A 20,288-nucleotide genomic window follows, 5' to 3' on the forward strand; every position below is an offset into this window, starting at 1 on the left:
GCGCCCAGCCATGTCCATCCCCGATGCGCAACGCGCGTACGACACCGACGTCCTCGTCGTCGGCAGCGGCCCCGCCGGCGGCTCGGCCGCGCTGCTGCTGGCCACCTACGGCATCCGCACCCTGCTGGTGACGAAGTACGGCTGGCTCGCCAACACGCCGCGGGCGCACATCACCAACCAGCGCACCATGGAGGTCCTGCGCGATCTCGGGGTGGAGTCCGAGGCGCTGGCCGTCGGCAGCCCGTCCCAGCTCATGGGCGACACGGTGCTGTGCACCGCGCTCACCGGGCAGGAGATCGGCCGCATCCGCAGCTGGGGCACGGGGCCCGCGTCGGCCACCGAATACGCCGCGACCAGCCCCTGCCAGATGATCGACCTCCCGCAGACCTACCTGGAGCCGATCCTGGCGAACAACGCGGCGGCCCGCGGTGCCAAAGTGCGCTTCGACACCGAGTTCCTCAGCTTCACCCAGGACGAGGACGGCGTCACCGCACTGCTGCGCGACCGGATCCGCGGCGACGAGTTCACCGTGCGGGCCCGCTACCTGATCGGCGCGGACGGCGGGCGCAGCACGGTCGCCGAGCAGCTCGGCCTTCCCTTCGACGGCCGGATGGCCAAGGCCGGCAGCATGAACATCGTCTTCAAGGCCGACCTCACCCGGTACTGCGCCCACCGGCCGAGCGTCCTGTACTGGGTGCTGCAGCCCGGGGCGGAGACCGGCGGGATCGGCATGGGCCTGGTCCGGATGGTCCGTCCGTGGAACGAATGGCTGCTGGTGTGGGGGTACGACATCGAGCAGCCGCCACCGGAGGTGGACGAGGAGTCGGCGCGGCGGATCGTGCGCGACCTGGTCGGTGACCCCGACCTGCCGGTGGAGATCACCTCCACCTCGCTGTGGACCGTCAACCACGCCTACGCCACGACGTATGCGTCCGGGAGGGTCTTCTGTGCGGGCGACGCGGTGCACCGTCATCCGCCGTCCAACGGGCTCGGCTCCAACACCTCCATACAGGATTCCTACAACCTCGCCTGGAAGCTCGCGATGGTGATCCGCGGCGAGGCCGGCCCCGAGCTGCTCGACAGCTACTCCGCAGAACGGGCCCCCGTCGGGCGGCAGATCGTCGAGCGGGCCAACCTCAGCCGGGACCAGTTCGGCCCGATCTTCGACGTACTCGGCATCGGTGGTGGCGGCGACCACGCGGCCATCGCCGGGGGGCTCGCGGCCATCGGCGCGCCGACGCCCGAGGGCGCCAAGAAGCGGCGTCTGCTCGAAGAGGCGATCCAGCTGAAGAACTACGAGTTCAACGCGCACGGCGTCGAGATGAACCAGCGCTATGTCTCCGCAGCCGTGCTTCCCGACGACGGGCCCGCCGAAGTCTGGGAAGCGGACAGCGAGTTGGTGGCCCGGCCGACCACCCGGCCCGGCGCGAAACTGCCGCACGCGTGGCTCGTCGACGGCCAGGGCGAGCGGCTGTCCACGCTGGACGTCGTCGGCGGCGGCACTTTCACCGTGCTGACCGGCCTGTCGGGCGGCGTCTGGGACTCGGCCGCGACCGCGTGCCGAGCAGAGCTCGGGGTTCCGCTGCGGGTGGTGCGTATCGGGGACGACAACTCCCGTGACGCGTACGGCGAATGGAGCCGCGTCGGCGAGATCGCCGAGGACGGCGTGCTACTGGTGCGCCCGGACGGCTATGTCGCCTGGCGCCGCGCCACCGCCCCCGGGAGCGCGCATTCGGCCCGGGACGAACTCCTCGGCGCACTGCGCCGGGTGCTGGCCCGGTAGGAGAGAAGCAGGATGGACAAGGTGATGGCCACGGCCGCGGAGGCCCTGGCGGACGTGACGGACGGACGGTCGTTCGCCGTCGGCGGCTTCGGGCTGAGCGGCGTCCCCGAGGCGCTCATCGGCGCCCTGTACGACAGCGGGGCGAGCGGCCTGACGGTCGTGTCGAACAACTGCGGCGTCGACGGCCGAGGCCTCGGCATCCTGCTGGCCGCCGGCCGCATCGCCCGGGTCACGGGCTCGTACATCGGCGAGAACAAGGAGTTCGCCCGCCAGTACCTCGCGGGCGAGCTGGAGGTCGAACTGACCCCGCAGGGCACGCTCGCCGAGCGGCTGCGCGCGGGCGGCGCGGGCATCCCGGCCTTCTACACCCCGGCCGGCGTCGGCACCCAGGTCGCCGAGGGCGGACTGCCGTGGCGCTATGCCCCGGACGGTTCGGTCGCCGTGGCCTCGCCGCCCAAGGAGGTGCGGTCCTTCGGCGGCGTGGACCACATCCTGGAACACGCCATCACCACGGACTACGCGCTGGTCAGGGCGGCGCGCGGGGACCGCCACGGCAACCTCGTCTTCCGGCGCGCGGCCCGCAACTTCAACCCGCCGGCCGCCATGGCCGGGCGCATCACCGTCGCCGAGGTGGAGGAGCTGGTCGAGCCGGGCGTACTCGGCCCCGACGAGATCCATCTGCCGGGGGTGTTCGTGCAGCGTGTCGTCGCGCTGACCCCCGAACAGGCGGCCGACAAGGGAATCGAGAAGAGGACGGTGCGCGAGCGATGAGCTGGAGCAGGGACGAGATGGCGGCGCGCGCCGCGAGCGAGCTGAAAGACGGCGACTACGTCAACCTGGGCATCGGGCTGCCCACCCGCGTGGCGGACTTCCTGCCGGCGGGCGTGGACGTCGTCCTGCACTCGGAGAACGGGCTGCTCGGCGTCGGGCCGTACCCGTCGCCCGACGAGGTCGACGCCGACCTCATCAACGCGGGCAAGGAGACCGTGACCGTACGGCCAGGGGCGTCCTTCTTCGACTCCTCGCTCTCCTTCGGCATGATCCGCGGCGGTCACATCGACACCGCCATCCTGGGTGCGCTGCAGGTCTCGGTCCGCGGCGACCTCGCCAACTGGGCGGTCCCCGGAAGGATGATCAAGGGGATGGGCGGTGCCATGGACCTCGTGCACGGCGCCGGCCGGGTCGTGGTGCTCATGGAGCACCTGACGAAGGACGGCACCTCCAAGATCGTCCAGGAGTGCACGCTCCCACTGACCGGCCGTGGCTGCGTGGACCGGATCATCACCGACCTGTGCGTCCTCGACGTCAGGCCCGACGGGCTCGAACTCGTCGAGGTCGCACCGGGTGTCGCGGCCGACCGGATCGCCGCCCATACCCCACTCCTCGTCAGGCCTGTTGGGGGCAACCGATGATCGAACGACCGCGTGACGTGTACATAGTCGACGCCGTCCGTACTCCCTTCGGCCGCTACGGCGGTGCCCTGGCGGACGTACGTCCGGACGACCTCGCCGCCGGTGTGCTGCGCGCCCTGGTCGACCGCAGCCCCGGCCTGGACCCCGCGCGCATCGACGACGTGCTGCTCGGCAACGCCAACGGCGCGGGCGAGGAGAACCGCGACGTGGCCCGCATGGCCGTCCTGCTCGCCGGCCTCCCGGTCGGCGTGCCCGGCGCCACGGTCAACCGGCTGTGCGGATCCGGAATGGAGGCCGTCATCCAGGCGGCCCGCGCCATCGCGCTCGGCGACGCCTCCATCGCGGTGGCGGGCGGCGTGGAGTCGATGAGCCGGGCGCCCTGGGTGCTGCCGAAGCCGGAGCGGGCCTTCCCGGCGAAGGACCAGCAGCTGCACTCGACCACGCTCGGCTGGCGGATGGTGAACCCTCGGATGCCGGCACGGTGGACGATCCCGCTCGGCGAGAGCGCGGAACTCGTCGGGGCCAAGTACGCCGTCAGCCGGGACGCGCAGGACGCGTTCGCCCTGGCCAGCCACCGCAACGCGGCCCGCGCCTGGCGCGAGGGCCGGTACGCGGGAGAGGTCGTCCCCGTCGAGGGGGTGGACCTGCCCCGCGACGAGGGCATCCGGGACAACACCTCCCTGGAGGCACTCGCCAAGCTCAAGCCGGCCTTCGTCACGGACGGCACGATCACGGCCGGCAACGCCTCACCGCTCAACGACGGTGCGGCCGCGCTGCTGCTCGCCGATGAGGACGGGCTCTCGGCGATCGGCCGCGAGCCCCTGGCCCGGGTGCGGGCGGCGGCGGTGACGGGCATCGAGCCGCAGTACTTCGGACTCGGACCGGTCGACGCCATCCGCAAGGTGCTCGACAAGTCCGCGGTCGCACCCGGTGATCTGCACACGATCGAGCTGAACGAGGCCTACGCGGCCCAGGCGCTGGCCTGCCTGGCCGCGCTGCCGGAACTCGACCCCGAGGTGGTCAACCCGCGCGGCGGCGCCATCGCCATCGGCCACCCGCTGGGCGCGTCGGGCGCCCGTATCACCGGAGCGGTCGCGCACCAGCTGGCCGCGGCGGGCACCGGCACCGGTCTGGCGGCGCTGTGCATCGGGGTGGGCCAGGCGCTGGCCCTGGTACTGGAGCGCTGAGGGGCGGCCGTGAGGGGCCGCCTCAGCCGGAGCGGCGCAGTGCGGCCGGGGTGGTGCCCAGTCGGGCGCGCATGACCCGGGTGAGGTGCTCCTGGTGGGAGAAGCCGCAGGCGGCGGCCACGTCCGCGATCGGGGTGGAGGTGGTGCGCAGCAGCCGGCACGCGGCCTCCAGGCGCAGCTTGAGCAGGAACTGGTGGGGCGACTGGCCGGTGCTCGCCCGGAACCTCCGGGTGAACTGGCTCGGGCTCAGCGAGGCCGACGTGGCGAGGTCCGCGATCGGCAGCGGTTCGGCGAGGCGCTGGTCCATGAGGTCGCGGACGGCGGCGAGCTGCCGGTCGGACAGCCCGGACCGGTCGGGCGCAGGCGCCTTCGCGCGGACGCCGTGGCGGCGTACGAGCTGCGCGGCGAGCATCCCGGTCAGCTGGTCGGTGTAGGTGCGGGCCGACGGCTCCCAGGAGCGGACCGCGTTCTCCAGGGCGAGCACGAGCTGCTCGGCAAGTGGGTCGCTGGTCCCGAGCTCCTCGGTCAGCTCCACGGGCCGTCCGCCGTTCGCGTCGCGCAGGACGTCCTCCGTGAGGTAGGCGTGGATGGTGTCCAGCCGCCCGCCGAGTTCCACGGCGAGACTCCGGCCGGCCGGCTGCAGAAAGAGCCCACCGGCCGGGATGGCCCGTGACCGCCTGTCCGCCCCCTGCCCCCGTCGCACGGTGACGGGGCCGCTGAGGTGCAGGATCAGCAGATGGGTGGGGGCCGGGTCGAAGGCCGCACGGTAGGGCTGCTCCACCTGCGCGGAGAGATACAGCCGGTCCCATCCGAGCCCTGAGCTGCTGTGCCGAGTCCGCACACCGGGCTGTCGCAGGATGCCGACCGTGTCGGCCAGGCCGAGTTCCGTCACGGTGCGACCTCCTCACGACACCCGCATGGTTGAAGGATAAACCAGGCGTCGGCCATCGAGAAGGACCCCGGTCGCGCAGGTGACGTCCACGACCGCCGGGACGACCCCGCTGTTTGCCGCCTGCGTCGAACGGGGAACTCTGGCCGGAGCCCGAACGCGTCCCACTGCAGGAGGCATCAATGGTGGACGAGCAGGACGACCGCTTCGACGTGGTGGTGCTCGGGGCCGGCCCCGGTGGCTATGTGGCCGCGATCCGCGCCGCCCAGCTGGGCAAACGCGTCGCCGTCGTCGAGCGGAAGTACTGGGGCGGCATCTGCCTGAACGTGGGCTGCATTCCGACCAAGGCCCTGTTGCGCAACGCCGAGCTGGCGCACATCGTCACCCGCGAGGCGAAGACCTTCGGCATCCGCGTCGACGGACAGGTGTCCTTCGACTACGGCGAGGCGTTCCGACGCAGCCGCACGGTCGCCGATGGCCGGGTCAAGGGCGTGCACTACCTGATGAAGAAGAACAAGATCACGGAGATCGACGGTCACGGCACGTTCCTCGACCCGCACACCCTCCAGGTGTCCGGCTCCGACGGCGACCCGCGCACCATCGGATTCGACCACTGCGTCATCGCGACCGGTGCCACACCCAAACTGCTGCCCGGCACCCGGCGCACCTCCCGCGTGGTCACCTTCGAGGAGCAGATCCTCGCCGAGGATCTGCCGCAGTCGATCATCATCGCGGGCGCCGGCGCGATCGGCGTCGAGTTCGCCTACATCCTGCACAGCTACGGCGTGAAGGTCACGATCGTCGAGTTCCTGGACCGCCTCGCCCCGCTGGAGGACGCCGAGGTCTCCGCCGAACTCGCCAAGCAGTACCGCAGGCTGGGCATCGACGCGCTCACCTCCACCCGCGTCGACTCCATCGACGAATCGGGCCCCCGGGTCCGCGTCACGGTCACCGGCAAGGACGGTTCCCAGCAGATCCTGGAGGCCGACAAGGTCCTCCAGGCGCTCGGCTTCGCCCCCAACGTGAGCGGCTACGGCCTGGAGAACACCGGCGTGCAGGTCTCCGAGCGCGGCGCGATCGACGTCGACGGCCGCTGCCGTACGAACGTGCCGCACTTCTACGCCATCGGGGACGTCACCGCGAAGCTGATGCTCGCGCACGCGGCCGAGGCGATGGGCGTGATCGCCGCCGAGACGCTCGCGGACGCGGAGACCATGGAGCTGGACTACGCGATGATCCCGCGGGCCACCTTCTGCCAGCCGCAGATCGCGAGCTTCGGCTACACCGAGGCGCAGGCGCGCGAACGGGGGTACGACGTCAAGGTGGCGAAGTTCCCGTTCACGGCGAACGCCAAGGCGCACGGCCTGGGCGACGCCACCGGCTTCGTGAAGTTGATCAGCGACGCCAGGTACGGCGAGCTGGTCGGCGGGCATCTCATCGGCCCGGACGTCACCGAGCTGCTGCCCGAGCTGACCCTGGCCCAGCAGTGGGACCTCACCGTCCATGAGATCGCCCGCAACGTCCACGCCCACCCGACGCTCGGCGAGGCGCTCCAGGAGGCGGTCCACGGCCTGGCCGGACACATGATCAACTTGTGACCGACGCCGACACTCCGCCCCCTCGTCTTCGCGGGCTCAGACAGTGGCCTGCGGTTGGGTCGGGCTCAGGTGGTGCACGGCGGTCTGGTCGGCGTGCGGGGCGAGCAGACCCTGCAGCTCGTCGGCCGCGACCTTGAGGAGGTCACCGTCCCGGTCCGCGCGGAGGGTTTCGAGGACGAAGGTGATGTGCGTGGAGTCTTCGGTGACGCGGGTGCGGTGCGCGTCCCGGTGGTTCCAGTGACGGGTGAGGACGCCGGTGGTGTCGACGTAGACGACCTCGCCCGGCTTGGGGTTCTCGATCGTGCCGGGTTCGCCGAGCGGGGTGAAGGACTCGGTGCCGTCCGCGTGGCGGATGTCCACGTCACCGGTGACATGGGCCAGATCGAAGGCGCCGGCCGGTAGACCGTGCCGGACGGACACGGAGTTGTAGGAGTCGACGGCCGGGTTGATGCGCGGCAGGCTGCCCTTCTTGGCGAGGCGGCGGCCGAGTGCGTCGACGCTCGGGCGGATACGGCGGGGGTTGGTGCCGAAGGAGCGGTAGGCGGCGTGCCAGGCCTCGATGCGGGGGTCGGTCTCGTCGGCGGGGCGCCAGGTGCCCTCGGCGAGTTGCTGCTCCAGCTCCTCCAGAGCGGCGGCGGTGTGGGGCCAGGGCTCATGGCCGCGCAGGCCACTTGCGGTGACCAGGGCGATGAGGGTGCCGGGGAAGGCTTCTGCCACGGCGGAGGCGATGCGGAAGGCGGGCATGCGCGGAGGTTCCGTTTCCTGTGTGCGGACGGGGCGTTCAGAGCTTCCAGGGGCCGATGCGATCGAGGCGGCGCAACTGCTGGCGTGCGGTGGGCACGTCCAGGCCCTGGCCGCGCTCGGTGAGGCGGTCGGCGACCGCGGTTCGGTGCTCGACCGGTTTGTGGTCGTCGTACTTGAACTTGGCCCGCACATCGGTGACTTCCAGGCGCAGGCCGCGGATGCCGGACAGCATCCGGCCGAACGGCGGCTGGTCCACGGCGACGGGGGCGTGGTCGCCGCCGGGCTGGAAGTGGGCGAGCTGACGGCGCAGCAGATCGGCCTTGGCCTCGGGGTCGTCGACGACATGGGCGCGGCAGGTGAACTGGACGGCCGCGTAGTAGCTGGTGGGGACGCCGTCGGTGGGCGGGGTGCCGGGCCTGGCGCGCCAGGGGCCGGGGATGAAGGCGTAGTCGCCTATGACGGTGAGGACGACGTGCGGGTCGTGCTCGATCGCCTGCCAGACCGGGTTGGACTTGGCCAGGTGGACCAGGAGGTGGTTGCCGTAGCAGGTGAAGTGGGTGGGGACGACCGTGGGCGGGTTGCCCGGCAGGCCGTTGACGCCGAGCTGCCCGAAATCATGGCCGTCCGCGATCCAGGTCTGCCATTCGGCATCTTCCAGGGCGGCGTCCCAGGGGTGAACGAGCATGCTCTTCTCCTTGGTTGTGCAGGCCCGCTCAGGTCAGGGCCAGGAGGCTGACGGCCACGGCGGCGGTGCCCAGGCCGACGAGCTGGCCGCGGTGGATGCGTTCGGCGAGCACACCGCGGGCGAGCAGGACCGTGCCGGCCGGGTAGAGGGCGGTGATCACGGCGACGACGGTCAGGTCCCCGCTGCGGGCGGCGAGCAGGAACAGCAGGTTGGCCACCGAGTCCAGCACGCCGGCCGCCGCGGACACGGCGTACGCCGGGCGTTCCGTGCCCAGCCTGCGGCGCAGCAGCCCGGCGGCGGCTAGCGTGACGGCCGAGGAGACGGCGCGGCCGATGATCAGCGGGGCCACGCCGCTGTCGGACGGCGCCTGGTGCAGGAAGACCAGCTGGAGGGCGATGGCGGCGCCGGCGCCGAGGGCCAGCAGGAGCGCCGTGCGGGACGGTCGGGCCGAACCCGCACCGTGCCCGGCGCTGACCAGCACCACCGCGACCAGGGCGAGCGGCAGTCCCACCAGCCCGGCGACGGTCAGCTGCTCGCCCTGGAGCAGGCCGACGGCGACGGGCAGCGCGGCGGAGACCAGCGCGGTCACCGGCGACAGGACGTTCATCGGGCCGAGCGCCAGGGTGCGGTAGAGCAGGGCGAACGCGGCGGCCGAGGCGACCCCGGACGCGGCACCCCAGGCGAGGGCTCCGGAGCCGAACGAGGCACCGAGCACCGGCCACAGCAGCAGCTCGACCGCGAGACTGGCCGGGGCCGCGACCAGCACGGTCCGCAGCACATGCGCTTTGCGGGCGCCGAGGCCGCCGAGGAAGTCGGCGCATCCGTACGCGACTGAGCTGCCCAGGGCCAGCGGCAGAGCGATCACAGCACATCCTTGAGGTCAGCAGAACGACCACACGGTACAACAGACCGACCCTTCCATGTCAACCGAATGACCGTGCAGTACATTCCAGTACTCAAGGCATAGGTAAGGACGGTGATCAGGTGGCCGAGACAGCCGCCGCCCTGCGGTCGGTCGCGCACAACGTCCGGGCGGCCCGCGTCCGCGCCGGGCTGTCCCTGGACGAACTCAGCCGGCGCGCCCAGGTCAGCAAGGGTGCCCTCGTGGGACTGGAGAAGGCCCAGGGCAACCCCAATCTGGCCACCCTGGTCCGGCTGGCCGACACCCTCGGCATCTCGGTGTCCGCGCTGATGCAGGGGCCGCCCGAAGGCCGCGTCCGCGTGGTGTCCGGCGACGCCGTCGCGCCCCTGTGGACCGGAGAGCGCGGCAGCGAGGCCCGTCTCATGCTGACGACCTCCGGCCCCGCGCCGGTCGAGGTCTGGCGCTGGCGGCTGGAACCGGGCGAGGAGTATCCGAGCCACCCGCACCAGGCCGGCGTCGTGGAGACCGTCAGTGTCACCTCGGGCCGCATGACCCTGATCGCCGACGGCGCGGAGCACACCGTAGAAGCCGGCCAGACCGCCACGTTCGACGGCGACATCCCGCACACCTACCGGGGCGCGGGCACCGAGACCTGCCACCTGATCATGACGGTCCACCTGCCGCCCGGACCCGCCGCCACATGAAGTACGCCCCCGGCCGACATCCGGGGCGTACTCGTCTCTGGCTCCGGCCTCAGCGTGAGGTCAGCTTTCACACTGAACGGGATGCCGATCCAGACGTTGGCGACGACGACCGAGGTCAGGGCCCAGTAGGGCGAGGTGAGCCAGCCGACCGGGGCCACTCCCGCCGGTTGAAGAAGACCGCGAGGGCGAGTCCGATGGCGTACTGGAACGCGATCGACACGAAGGTGAAGACCATGGTGTGCCGTATCGCCGGACCGAACGCCGGATCGTCCAGCACCTTGCGGCAGTTGTCCCAGCCGGAGAACGGCGCGTCACCGGTGACCAAGGAGCGGACGGTGTAGTCGCGCAGGCTCAGATCGAGGTTGCGGTAGAGGGGGTGGAGGTAGAACGCGGCGAGGTAGGCGACGAGCGGGGCGACGAAGGCGAACGCCGTCAGCCGGCTCCTGTGGGAACACCGCGTCGATCGGGCTGCACGAGCGGTTCAGGCTCCGGCACGTCGGTACCGTGCCGGAGGTGGGCGTCAAGTTCGGCCGATGGCTCGACCTGACGCTCACGCGGCTGGCCCTCGGCTGACCCGGCCGAGAGGGGACTCGGCGACGTCACACGGGCGGCGCTCCGGCGGGGTGACCGTACTCACGGCCGCACGCCGTGAGAGCGAGGACTGCACAGCCGTCGGGCGACGCCTACTTCACCTCGACGACGGCCTGACCCGCAGCGGCCGCACCCGCGCGGACCTGGACGTCTGCCAGGGCGCCGAGGTCGCCTTCGCGCCCGGCGAGGAGGCCCTCGGCGCGATGACCGCCCGGGGCAAGAAGGAACTGGCCTTCAGCTCAGGGGGCATGGGTTCGACGTCCACCAACTTCTACAACAACGCCTACAGCCGTCAGGGCTGGGCCGAGGACGCCGCCGAGGTGCGCGAGCGATGGCAGGCCGGCGACCCGGACCGCGCGGCGGCGCTGGTGACCGACGAGATGGTCCTGGGTACGACGCTGATCGGTACCGAAGCCATGGTGCGCGACCGGCTCCGGGTATGGCGTGCCGCCGGGGTGGACCACCGCGCGCCTGTACCCGGCCGGGAAGACGCTGCAAGCCCGGCTCGACACCTGAAGCCCGTGTCACGTCTCCTGCGTCAGGCGGGCGGTGAGCAGGGAGCGTTCGGCGGGGTTGGCGGTGAGGCGGAGGGCCTGCCGGTCGGCCTCGGTGGCCTCCGCGTCGCGGCCCAGGTCGCGCAGGAGTGCGGCCCGGGTGGCGTGGAACAGGTGGTAACGGCCCAACTGACCGCCGAGCGCCTCGACCTGGGTCAGTGCGATGGCGGGGCCGTCGGTGTGGCTGACCACGATCGCGCGGTTCAGGCGTACCACCGGTGACGGGTCGACGGCCAGCAACATGTCGTACAGGCACAGGAGTTGGGGCCAGTCGGTGTCTTTCCAGCTGGGCGCCTCGCAGTGCACGGCGGCGATGGCGGCTTCGATCTGGTAGGGGCCCGGCCTGCCCAGCTCGGCGGCCCGCTCGATGAGTGCGGTGGCGCTGCGGATGCGCCGGGTGTCCCATCGGGATCGGTCCTGGTCGGCAAGCGGAATCAGCCGTCCCTCGGTGTCCAGGCGGGCGGGCCAGCGGGCGGCGTGCAGACGGATCAGGGCCAGCAGGGCAAGGGGTTCTGGCTCGTGGGGCAGTGAGCCGGCGAGGAGGCCGGCGAGCCATTCGGCGTCGTCCACCAGTTCGCGCCGTACTCCCAGGTCTCCCCGGTCTCCCCCGGTGGTGAAGCAGCCCTCGTTGAAGACGAGGTACACCACGCGCATGACCTGGGGCAGTCGTCCGGCGCGCTCCTCCGGCTCGGGTGCGCGATAGGGGATGCCGGCAGTGGCGATCTTCCGCTTGGCCCGGGTCACCCGCTTGGCGAGGGTGGCCTCGGGCACCATGAACGCCCGCGCGATCTCCGCTGTCGTCAGGCCCACGACGGCGCGCAGGGTCAGCGCCACCTGGGCGTCCGGGTCCAGTGCCGGGTGGCAGCAGGTGAAGATGAGCCGGAGGCGGTCGTCGGGCTCGCGCTCGGCCGTCTCGGGCAGGGCCTCGATGCGGGCCGCGAGCTGCGGGAGCCGGTCCTGGAAGCGGGCCTCGCGGCGGATACGGTCGAGGGCCTTGTTGCGCGCGCAGGTCAGCAGCCAGGCTCCGGGCCGGCTGGGCGGACCGGAACTCGGCCAGCGCCGCAGCGCCTCGACGACGGCCTCGCTGACCATCTCCTCGGCCAGGTCGAAGTCGCCGAGGAGGCGGACCAGGCTGGCGGTCAGCCGGCCCGCCTCCTCGCGGAAGACCCGCTCGATCAGTGACCGGGTGTCCCGGGCGCCGGCCGAGTCAGCGCTCGACAATCGGACGCACCTCCACCTTGCCGTCGGGCACCGGGAAGCTCGCGGCCAGCTCCAGCGCGGCGTCCAGGTCGGGTACCTCGACGATCGCGTAGCCGCCGATCGCCTCCTTGGCCTCCAGCAGCGGGCGGTCGATCATGGTGGAGCGGCCCTGCTCGACCACGACCGTGGTCGCGGTCTCGGGTTCGCGAAGCTGCTGGGCGTCGACGATCGTCCCGTCGGCGCGGTGCTTGGTGAACCACTCCATGAGCCGCCCATAGACCTCGCCGCGCTCCTGGTCGGAGCCCTCTTCCTGCCAGGCGCCGCGGGTCAGCAGCAGCACGTACTTCATGGTGTCCTCCTCGGTCGTCCTTGCCTGTCTACCTGCACGACGAACGAGAAGGCGCCGACAGGACAGGGCGTCCCGAAAATTTCCGTCGCGATCGTTTCAAGGGGACACCTCGACGGCCGTGTCCGTCTCGCCGGGCGGCGCCGCGGTGCCCGGTCCCGCCCGGTGGACGGCCGATCCGGGTGGCCGTTCCTTGAGTGCGCCGTAGCCGATGAAGTACGCGGGCAGCCGGCGCACCCACGGTGACTCGGCGAGCAGGCGAGCCATGCGCCGGGCCCCCTGCTCGCGTCCGAGGGGTGGCCGGCCCTGCAGGACGGGAGCGATGACGCGGGCGTGGGCCACCCGCTGGAGGGTCTGTGTGACGACCGTGGCGGGACGGCGGCGGCGCTGCAGACGGCGTACGTCGCGTGGTGCCACCCTGCCCCGGCGCAGTGGCTCGGTGAGGTAGCGGGCGGCGGCCACGGCGTCCTGGACCGCGAGGTTGATGCCGATGCCGAAGATCGGGGACATCGCGTGCGCGGCGTCGCCGATGCACAGCAGACCGGGGCGGTGCCAGCGGCGCAGGCGGTCCAGCCGTACGTCGAGGAGCTTGACGTCGTCCCATGAGCTCAGGGCGTGTGCGCGGTCGGCGATCCAGGGGACGGCCGCGGTGAAGTCGGCCAGGAAGCGGTCGAGCCCGGCGGCGCGGCGCTGTGCGTCGGTGCCCTTGGGGATGATCCCCGCGCACTGCCAGTAGTCGCCGCGGTCGATCATCGCGGTCAGGAAGCGGTCACCGGCGGCGCCGTAGAGCCCCCGCGGATCGCTGTCCCGGCGCGGCAGCCGGAACCACCAGGCGTCCATCGGGCAGGGGAAGCGGCGCAGGCGCAGTTCCGGGCGGGACCGGGCCAGTGATCCGCGGCCGTCGCAGGCGACGGTGAGCAGGGCGCGCAGCTCGCCCGTGCCGCCGTCGGCGGTGCGGTAGCGCACCCCGTTCACCCGTCCGGATTCGATCAGGAAGTCGGTGGCCTCCGTGTTCATCCGCAGCTCGAAGGACGGCTCGCGCCGGGCCTCGTCCGCGAGCAGGTCCAGCAGGTCCCACTGGGGCACCATCGCCACGTAGTTGTAGGGACGCGGCAGGACCGAGAGGTCCCCGACCATGACCGCAGCGCCGTCGGGTCCGATGGGCAGCTGGACGGTGCGGACCCGGCGTTGCGGCAGCTCGGCGAAGCGCTCGGCCAGACCGAGGTCGTCCAGCAGCCCCAGGGTGGAGGGGTGGACGGTGTCGCCGCGGAAGTCGCGCAGGAAGTCGCCGTGCTTCTCCAGCACCGTCACCGGGACCCCGGACCGGGCCAGCAGCAGAGCGAGCACCATGCCGGCGGGGCCGCCTCCCACGACGCAGCATGTGGTCTGTTCCATGGCAGGCCTGCCCTTCACGAGAGCATTAATTCACCATTTGATGAATATACAGCCTACTCCTTCGGCCGGATTCCGGCCTCCCGCGGACCGTGCCGCGCCGCACTCCGGGGCGAGGCGATCAGCGAGCGGCGGCTGCGGCGCTCCTGCTCGGCGTTTCGGACACGCCGCTGTGCCCGAGCTCGGGGCCGAGTCCGAAGTAGTGCCGGAAGTTGTAGATCAGCGGACTCCAGGCCGCGGGCTCGATGTGCTGGGTTCCGGGGACCACCAGGCGCGGGTCGGCGTGCACCTTCAGCACCCGGGCCTCGACGATCAGGAAGTCGCCGGCCGCGTCGGTGCCCACCCCGGCGGCGCGGGCCTCCAGCTGGATCGGGCACTCGGCCACCCGCGGCGGGCGGACCGTGTGCGAGGCCTGGGCACGGAAACCGGCTGCCGTGAACTTGTCCGGCTCGTAGCGGGCGCGGCGGGGTCCGTGCCCGGCCGCCGCGGGCCGGCCGGTGAGCTCGCCCAGGTGCTCGACGGCCGCCCAGTGCCGGGGTTCGGGCAGGCTGATCACCAGCTCCGGCCGGACCGCCAGGTTCGCACCGGTCTGGCCCTGCCTGCCGAGCCCGAGCACCACGACCTGCCCGAGCGCCCAGGCCGACGAGATCGGCGCCAGGTTGACGGTGCCGTCCGGGTTCTCGGTGGTGAGCAGCACGACGGGGGTGCCGAAGTAGAGGCTCGGGGTGATGGTCAGGTGGCCGGCGTTGTTCCCGGCCGGGTGCGCTGCGGTGTCCATGCGGGTGACGGTAGGGCGCCGGCCGTTCGGCGGCAGCCGAACCGTGCACCCGCGATCATGGCGGGCTCACTTCTCCCGGTGCTGGCTCCGGATCCGCGCGGCCACCTCGTTCTGCTCGGTCTCCCACCAGGGGCGTACCCGTTCGGGGGCCGCTGCGTGACCGTGGTCCGGGGAGGGTGCCGGGACGGGAGCCAGTTCCGCGTCGAGGCGGCGGTCGAGGGCCGCGGTCTGGACCCGCTCCGCCCGCGCCCACTGGAACAGCAGCGCCAGCAGGAAGGGCAACGCGACCAGCTCGGCGATGCCGAGCATCGCGCCGCCGCCGATCTGCTGGTCGTGCTGGACGTCCGGGGACCAGCTCGGCGCGTGGTGCAGGTACCAGGCGCCCGCGATCAGCGTGCTGTGCGTCATCACCACGACTCCCGGCACCGCGTCGACGATGCCGTCCAGGAACACCAGCGCCGCTCGCACCGGGTGGGTGCACCAGGCGGGCAGCGCCTCTTCGTGGGTCAGCACCGGCACGACGAACAGGCTGCCGGCCGCGAGCAGGTGCAGATACATCAGCTCGTGCAGCCAGCCCACGCGCAGGGCGGTCTCGAAGTACGGCGTGAAGTACACCGTCAGCTCGGTGCCGAGCACCAGGGCGGTGCTGACCAGCGGGAACGTCAGCACCCGCACCAAGCGGCCGGTCATGGCCCGGCGCACTCGTGCGGCGGCCCCCTCCGGCACCGCCTCGACGGCGAGCCGCAGCGGATCGCCCAGGGCCAGACCGAGGGGTGCGACGAGGTCGAGGAGGATGTTCTGCACGGCGGCCGGCCAGAACAGCACGTGGTCGTAGACGGCCAGGGCGGACATCGTGGCCACCACCAGCGCGCCCAGGCCGAGCAGCGCGAACGCGATCACCCGGGCGGGCGGCCAGGGCGTGCCGCGCCTGCGCAGCCGTGCGACGCCCCAGCCGTAGAGCGCGCCCAGTGCGATGACCAGCAGCAGTGCGGGGACGTCCAGGTGCCACGTGGACAGCAGACGCCCCGTGGTCAGCTCGGGGAGCTGGCCCGCCGACAGTTCGGTCATCGCGTGACCATCCATGCAGATCGTCCTCCTTCGGCTCGACATGGAAGAACCGGCTCGGATCCATGACGGGAAGACGCTAGTCCCCCGCGGCCCGAGGACGGGCATCGGGGTGCCGCACGCCGGGGTGAAATGCGGGGATCGAGCAGGACCGGCGCTCGTACGGCCTCGGTCAGTACACGTCCCGCACATACCGCTTCTCGGCGGCGAGCTGCTTGACGTACGCCGCCGACTCCGCGTCGTCCAGGCCGCCGTGGACGGTGGCGATCTCGCGCAGGGCCTGGTCGACGTCCCTGGCCATGCGGGAGGCGTCGCCGCAGACGTAGAAGTGCGCGCCGTCGCGGAGCCAGGACCACAGCAGGGGCCCGTGCTCGCGCATCCGGTCCTGGACGTAGACCTTGGCGCGCTGGTCGCGGGAGAAGGCGGTGTCCAGTCGGGTGAGCGTGCCCTCGGCCAGGAACGCGGTCAGCTCGTCCTCGTAGTAGAAGTCCGTCGCGCGGTGCTGTTCGCCGAAGAACAGCCAGTTCGGGGCACGGTGGCCGCGGGCCCGGCGTTCTTCCAGGAAGCCGATGAAGGGTGCGATGCCCGTGCCGGGGCCCACCATGATCGCCGGTGTGGCGGGGTCGGCGGACGGACGGAAGTGCGGTGCCCGCTGGACACGGACCGGCACCGGGGCGCCGGGCTCGGCGTCGGCGAGGAAGGGCGAGCAGACGCCCTGGCGGGGCCGGCCGGCCAGGTTCTCGTAGCGGACGACGGAGACGGTCAGCGACACCAGGTGGGGGTCGGTGAGGGGGCTGGAGGATATGGAGTACATACGGGGTTGCAGGCGCCCCAGCAGGTCGGCCCACTCCTGTGCCCCGGCCCGGATGCCGAACTCGGCCACCACGTCGACCGCCTGGCGTCCCCAGGACCACTGGGCCAGCTCGCCCTTGTTGTCCGGCCGCAGGAGCTTGCGCAGCTCGCGCGGGTCGCGGGCCCGGTCTGCGGCGAAGCGCAGCAGGTCGGGGGTGATGCGGGTGATGTCCAGGTGGCGCAGCAGGGCCTGGGCGAACGGCATTTGTCCGGCGCCGTTGACCTGAACGGCCGCGTCCGCGTCCAGCCCCGTCACGGCGAGCCACTCCGTCACGAGGTCCGGCGAGTTGACCGGGTGGACGGCCAGGGCGTCGCCGGCCTCGTAGACCAGCGGGGTGTCGCTGTCGCGGGTGTCGAAGGTGAAGCGGCGGACTTCCTTGCCCGCGCCGGGCAGGCTGAGCAGGCGGTTGCCGGTGAGGCGGGCGGTGACGGGGGCGGGCCGGCGGCCCGGCCGGGGAGCCGCCGGTGGCACAACGGCCGAGGTGGCCGGGGCGGGAGCCGGCCGGTCGGTGCTGTTCAGCGCGGTGCGCACCTGGTCGAGCCAGGCCCCGGCCGCCGTCCCGTAGTCCGGTTCGCAGTCGGTGCGTGGGGCCAGCGGTATCGCGTCGAGCTCTGCCAGGCGCCGGTCGAGGCGGCGGCCGTGGCCGCAGAAGTCGTCGTAGGAGGAGTCGCCGAAGGCCAGCACCGCGTAGCGCCTGCCGTTCAGGCGCGGCGCGTCGGGGGCGGCGAGGGCGTCCCAGAACCCGGCGCCGTTGTCCGGGGCGTCGCCGTCGCCGAACGTGCTCGTGATGAGCAACAGGTCGGCGTCGGACGGCAGCGCGGCGGGGTCCGCCTCCTCCATGGGCACCAGGGAGGCGGGATGGCCGTCCGCGGTGAGCCGTTCCGCCGCCGCGCTCGCGAACTCCTCCGCGTTCCCGGTCTGTGACGCCCAGAGGATCACGACCTGACGGCGAAGGGAGGCGGCGGTGGGCTGGACGGTACCGGCGGGTCCGCGTGCGGTGGACGGCGGCGCCTCGGTCCTGGAGTACATCCCGGCCAGTACGCCGTTCACCCACAGGGCGTGCTCCGGGCTGAACGGGGCGTCCGGCGGCAGCACCGGCACGCCCGGGAAGCCGGACGGGATGCCCGCGAGGAAGCCGGTCAGATAGCGGCGTTCGTGTTCGGCCAGGACCGGTGGCGGCGCGGGTTCCAGCCCGAACGCGGAGGGAGCCGACACGGTGGACGGCGCGGCGGGCGGTGGGGCGCTCTCGGCCGTGGCAGAGGCCGTGACCGTGGCCGTGGTGCCGACGAGGGCCGGAGTCCGCATCGTCACCGGGGTGGCGGCATTGCTCAGCGCGACCGCGCACACCTTGAACTCGGGCTGGAAGGACAACGGGTCGACGGCGTCGCTGGTCACCGCGTTGACGCTGAGGTACTCGCCGAACAGGTCGTTCCAGTGGAACGGCGCGAAACAGCAGCCCGGCCGCACCCGGTCGGTGACGACCGCGGGCAGCACGGCCCGCCCGCGCCGCGAGGCGACCTCCACCGAGTCCCCGTCGGCGAGGCCCAGTCCGGCCGCGTCCTGCGGGTGGATCTCCACGAAGGGTCCGGGGTTGAGCTTGTTCAGCTTGGCCACCTTGGCCGTCTTGGTCAGGGTGTGCCACTGGTGCTGGAGACGGCCGGTGTTGAGGACGTACGGGTAGTCGTCGTCGGGCATCTCCGCTGCGGGGATGTGCGGGCGGGCGTAGAAGACCGCGCGGCCGCTCGCGGTCGGGAAGGTGGGCGAGCCGTCCGCGCCGACGTACCGGATCGGGTTGCGGTCGGGGCCGTCGGCGCTCGCCGTCGGCCACTGCACGGGCGTCTCCCGGAGCCGCTCGTAGCTCGCTCCGCGCAGGTCCCAGCCGGTCGCCGGGTTCCAGGCGCGCTTGATCTCCTCGAAGACCTCCTCCGCGCTGTCGTAGGCGAAACCCTTCTCGTAACCCATCGCACGGGCCACGGCGGCGATGATCCGCCAGTCCGCCGTCGCCGCGCCGGGCGGATCGGCGGCCGGCTGGGCGAGCGTGAGGTTGCGTTCGCTGTTGACCAGGACGCCCTCGGCCTCGGTCCACAGTGCGCCGGGCAGGACCACATCGGCGTACGCGTTCGTCTCCGTCTCGGCGAAGACGTCCTGGGTGACGACGAACTCGGCGGCCTCCAGGCCCTCGATGACCGTCTTGCGGTTCGCGACGGAGGCCACCGGGTTGGTGCAGATGATCCAGCACGCCTTGATGTCCCCGTCGGCCATCTTCCGGAACATCTCGACCGTGCCCTTGCCGACGCCGTCGGCCCGCAAGGCGCCAGGCTCCAGTTCCCACAGCTCCTCGACGAAGGCACGGTCGGCATCGACGAGGACCGAGCGCTGCCCGGGCAGCCCGGGCCCCATGTAGCCCATCTCCCGGCCGCCCATGGCGTTCGGCTGGCCGGTGAGGGAGAAGGGGCCGGAGCCCGGGCGGCAGATCGCGCCCGTGGCGAGGTGCAGGTTGACCAGGGCGTTGGTGTTCCAGGTGCCGTGCGTGGACTGGTTCAGGCCCATCGTCCAGCAGCTCGTCCACTCCCCCGCCTCGCCGATCAGCCGGGCGGCGGCACGGATGTCGTCCTCCGGGACACCGGTGATCTCGGCGACGGAGGCGGGCGGGTAGTCGGCCAGGAAGGCGAGCATGGCCTCCCAGCCCTCCGTGTGGGCGGCGATGAAATCGTGGTGCGTGTGGCCGTTCGTGTGCAGCAGATGCAGCAGCCCGTTGAGCAGGGCGAGGTCGGTGCCGGGCCTGATCTGCAGGAAGAGATCGGCCTTGTCGGCGGTGGCGGTGCGCCGCGGGTCCACGACGATCAGCTTGGCGTCCGCCGACTTCACCCGGTCCATCATCCGGAGGAAGAGGATGGGGTGGCAGTCGGCCATGTTCGAGCCGATGACGAAGAACACGTCGGCCTTGTCGAAGTCCTGGTACGAGCCGGGCGGCCCGTCCGCTCCCAGCGACAGCTTGTAACCGGTTCCGGCGCTCGCCATGCACAGCCGGGAGTTCGACTCGATCTGGTTGGTGCGTATGAAGCCCTTGGCCAGCTTGTTCGCCAGGTACTGCGCCTCCAGGCTCAGCTGCCCGGAGACATAGAGGGCGACCGCGTCGGGGCCGTGCTCGTCGATGATCGCGCGCAGGCGCCGGGCGGTCTCGGCGACGGCGGCCGTCAGGGGCGCCGGCTGCGGCTCCTCGCCGCGGTCCGGACGGACGAGGGCGGTGGTGAGCCGGCCCGGGGCGGCGAGCATGTCGGCGGTGGTCGCGCCCTTCGTGCACAGCCGGCCGAAGTTCGCCGGGTGGTCCTTGTCGCCCGTCGCCTTCAGAACCGTACGCCGCCCGTCTGGTCCCCTGCCGATGTCGAGGACCATGCCGCAGCCGACGCCGCAGTACGAGCAGACCGTCCGCACCTTCGTCGTGCCCTCGCTCCACGAGCCCGGCGCGGCCACGGGCGCCTCCCTGTCCTGTGTTCGACCTGATCTCACCCTTCGTGACGGTACGAACCGCTCATTACGGAGGTGTCTCGGTGCCTGATCATCAGGGGTTACGCCCACCGCACAGGACTCGGGAGCAGGGTGTGAGCCCCGGCCAGGGGCATGCCGGCCTTCCCCGGACGTCCG

General features: G+C 72.1%; 16 protein-coding genes and 2 pseudogenes. 7 read left to right on the forward strand and 11 right to left on the reverse strand.

What is annotated here, in order from left to right; genetic code table 11:
• Positions 1-10: 10 nt before the first annotated feature.
• The 4 genes from ACFYOH_RS29025 to ACFYOH_RS29040 are packed head-to-tail and all read left to right on the forward strand — an operon-like array spanning position 11 to position 4,382.
• A complete protein-coding gene (locus tag ACFYOH_RS29025) occupies positions 11-1,783 on the forward strand; it encodes an FAD-dependent oxidoreductase (protein WP_388631339.1) in 1,773 nt (590 codons plus the stop codon).
• Positions 1,784-1,795: 12 nt separating this feature from the next.
• Positions 1,796-2,554, forward strand: coding sequence for a CoA transferase subunit A (locus ACFYOH_RS29030; protein ID WP_388631341.1), 759 nt, complete (start codon positions 1,796-1,798; stop codon positions 2,552-2,554).
• Positions 2,551-3,195 (forward strand): CoA transferase subunit B, encoded by a 645-nt coding sequence (locus tag ACFYOH_RS29035; protein WP_388631344.1) that lies wholly within the window; start codon positions 2,551-2,553, stop codon positions 3,193-3,195. The genes ACFYOH_RS29030 and ACFYOH_RS29035 overlap by 4 nt, the downstream gene beginning before the upstream one ends.
• A complete protein-coding gene (locus ACFYOH_RS29040; RefSeq protein ID WP_388631347.1) occupies positions 3,192-4,382 on the forward strand; it encodes a thiolase family protein in 1,191 nt (396 codons plus the stop codon). The genes ACFYOH_RS29035 and ACFYOH_RS29040 overlap by 4 nt, the downstream gene beginning before the upstream one ends.
• 22 nt (positions 4,383-4,404) lie before the next feature.
• On the opposite strand, the gene ACFYOH_RS29045 is transcribed toward ACFYOH_RS29040, so the two are convergent.
• Positions 4,405-5,274, reverse strand: coding sequence for a helix-turn-helix domain-containing protein (locus ACFYOH_RS29045; protein WP_388631349.1), 870 nt, complete (start codon positions 5,272-5,274; stop codon positions 4,405-4,407).
• A 182-nt stretch (positions 5,275-5,456) separates the two neighbouring features.
• Here ACFYOH_RS29045 and lpdA point away from each other — a divergent pair, with 182 nt between their 5' ends.
• Positions 5,457-6,869, forward strand: a complete 1,413-nt coding sequence (lpdA, locus tag ACFYOH_RS29050) for a dihydrolipoyl dehydrogenase (protein WP_388631712.1) — start codon at positions 5,457-5,459, stop codon at positions 6,867-6,869.
• A 36-nt stretch (positions 6,870-6,905) separates the two neighbouring features.
• Here the strand turns inward: lpdA and ACFYOH_RS29055 are convergent, their stop codons facing one another.
• From ACFYOH_RS29055 to ACFYOH_RS29065, 3 genes are read right to left on the reverse strand one after another with little or no spacing between them, the layout of a single operon-like run.
• Positions 6,906-7,613: a B3/4 domain-containing protein gene (locus ACFYOH_RS29055; RefSeq protein WP_388631352.1), complete on the reverse strand. Its 708-nt coding sequence runs from the start codon at positions 7,611-7,613 to the stop codon at positions 6,906-6,908.
• A 37-nt stretch (positions 7,614-7,650) separates the two neighbouring features.
• Positions 7,651-8,298 (reverse strand): FMN-binding negative transcriptional regulator, encoded by a 648-nt coding sequence (locus ACFYOH_RS29060; RefSeq protein ID WP_388631354.1) that lies wholly within the window; start codon positions 8,296-8,298, stop codon positions 7,651-7,653.
• A gap of 28 nt (positions 8,299-8,326) precedes the next feature.
• On the reverse strand, positions 8,327-9,163 hold the full coding sequence (locus ACFYOH_RS29065; protein ID WP_388631357.1) for an EamA family transporter: 837 nt from the start codon (positions 9,161-9,163) through the stop codon (positions 8,327-8,329).
• Between the two features lie 119 nt (positions 9,164-9,282).
• Between ACFYOH_RS29065 and ACFYOH_RS29070 the strand changes: the two genes are divergently transcribed.
• Positions 9,283-9,864: a helix-turn-helix domain-containing protein gene (locus ACFYOH_RS29070; protein ID WP_388631360.1), complete on the forward strand. Its 582-nt coding sequence runs from the start codon at positions 9,283-9,285 to the stop codon at positions 9,862-9,864.
• A gap of 68 nt (positions 9,865-9,932) precedes the next feature.
• On the opposite strand, the pseudogene ACFYOH_RS29075 reads toward ACFYOH_RS29070, so the two are convergent.
• Positions 9,933-10,309, reverse strand: a pseudogene (locus tag ACFYOH_RS29075) (carbohydrate ABC transporter permease); the annotation flags it as partial.
• 244 nt (positions 10,310-10,553) lie between these two features.
• Between ACFYOH_RS29075 and ACFYOH_RS29080 the strand changes: the two are divergent.
• Positions 10,554-10,971 (forward strand): annotated as a pseudogene (locus tag ACFYOH_RS29080) (LLM class flavin-dependent oxidoreductase); the annotation flags it as partial.
• Between the two features lie 8 nt (positions 10,972-10,979).
• Here the strand turns inward: ACFYOH_RS29080 and ACFYOH_RS29085 are convergent.
• From ACFYOH_RS29085 to ACFYOH_RS29110, 6 genes are all read right to left on the reverse strand, one after another.
• Positions 10,980-12,230, reverse strand: a complete 1,251-nt coding sequence (locus tag ACFYOH_RS29085) for an RNA polymerase sigma factor (protein WP_388631363.1) — start codon at positions 12,228-12,230, stop codon at positions 10,980-10,982.
• On the reverse strand, positions 12,217-12,558 hold the full coding sequence (locus ACFYOH_RS29090) for a YciI family protein (protein WP_388631366.1): 342 nt from the start codon (positions 12,556-12,558) through the stop codon (positions 12,217-12,219). Before ACFYOH_RS29090 ends, ACFYOH_RS29085 begins: the two co-directional genes overlap by 14 nt.
• Before the next feature lie 96 nt (positions 12,559-12,654).
• The gene (locus ACFYOH_RS29095) at positions 12,655-13,950 is read right to left on the reverse strand and encodes an FAD-dependent oxidoreductase (RefSeq protein ID WP_388631369.1); all 1,296 of its coding nucleotides are present in this window, start codon (positions 13,948-13,950) and stop codon (positions 12,655-12,657) included.
• A gap of 118 nt (positions 13,951-14,068) precedes the next feature.
• Entirely contained in the window at positions 14,069-14,725 is a 657-nt protein-coding gene (locus ACFYOH_RS29100; RefSeq protein WP_388631372.1) for a flavin reductase family protein, read from the reverse strand.
• Positions 14,726-14,791: 66 nt separating this feature from the next.
• On the reverse strand, positions 14,792-15,808 hold the full coding sequence (locus tag ACFYOH_RS29105; protein ID WP_388631375.1) for a cytochrome c oxidase assembly protein: 1,017 nt from the start codon (positions 15,806-15,808) through the stop codon (positions 14,792-14,794).
• A gap of 154 nt (positions 15,809-15,962) precedes the next feature.
• A complete protein-coding gene (locus ACFYOH_RS29110; protein ID WP_388631714.1) occupies positions 15,963-20,039 on the reverse strand; it encodes a molybdopterin-dependent oxidoreductase in 4,077 nt (1,358 codons plus the stop codon).
• Positions 20,040-20,288 lie beyond the last annotated feature (249 nt).

Source organism: Streptomyces sp. NPDC007856, from assembly GCF_042868225.1.
Taxonomy (GTDB): Bacteria; Actinomycetota; Actinomycetes; order Streptomycetales; family Streptomycetaceae; genus Streptomyces.

Coding starts and splice junctions, on each gene's coding strand:
- ACFYOH_RS29025 (WP_388631339.1), top strand. CDS start 11: ATGTCCATCCCCGATGCGCAACGCGCGTACGACACCGACGTCCTCGTC.
- ACFYOH_RS29030 (WP_388631341.1), top strand. CDS start 1,796: ATGGACAAGGTGATGGCCACGGCCGCGGAGGCCCTGGCGGACGTGACG.
- ACFYOH_RS29035 (WP_388631344.1), top strand. CDS start 2,551: ATGAGCTGGAGCAGGGACGAGATGGCGGCGCGCGCCGCGAGCGAGCTG.
- ACFYOH_RS29040 (WP_388631347.1), top strand. CDS start 3,192: ATGATCGAACGACCGCGTGACGTGTACATAGTCGACGCCGTCCGTACT.
- ACFYOH_RS29055 (WP_388631352.1), bottom strand. CDS start 7,613: ATGCCCGCCTTCCGCATCGCCTCCGCCGTGGCAGAAGCCTTCCCCGGC.
- ACFYOH_RS29060 (WP_388631354.1), bottom strand. CDS start 8,298: ATGCTCGTTCACCCCTGGGACGCCGCCCTGGAAGATGCCGAATGGCAG.
- ACFYOH_RS29090 (WP_388631366.1), bottom strand. CDS start 12,558: ATGAAGTACGTGCTGCTGCTGACCCGCGGCGCCTGGCAGGAAGAGGGC.
- ACFYOH_RS29095 (WP_388631369.1), bottom strand. CDS start 13,950: ATGGAACAGACCACATGCTGCGTCGTGGGAGGCGGCCCCGCCGGCATG.
- ACFYOH_RS29100 (WP_388631372.1), bottom strand. CDS start 14,725: ATGGACACCGCAGCGCACCCGGCCGGGAACAACGCCGGCCACCTGACC.
- ACFYOH_RS29105 (WP_388631375.1), bottom strand. CDS start 15,808: ATGGATGGTCACGCGATGACCGAACTGTCGGCGGGCCAGCTCCCCGAG.
- ACFYOH_RS29110 (WP_388631714.1), bottom strand. CDS start 20,039: ATGGTCCTCGACATCGGCAGGGGACCAGACGGGCGGCGTACGGTTCTG.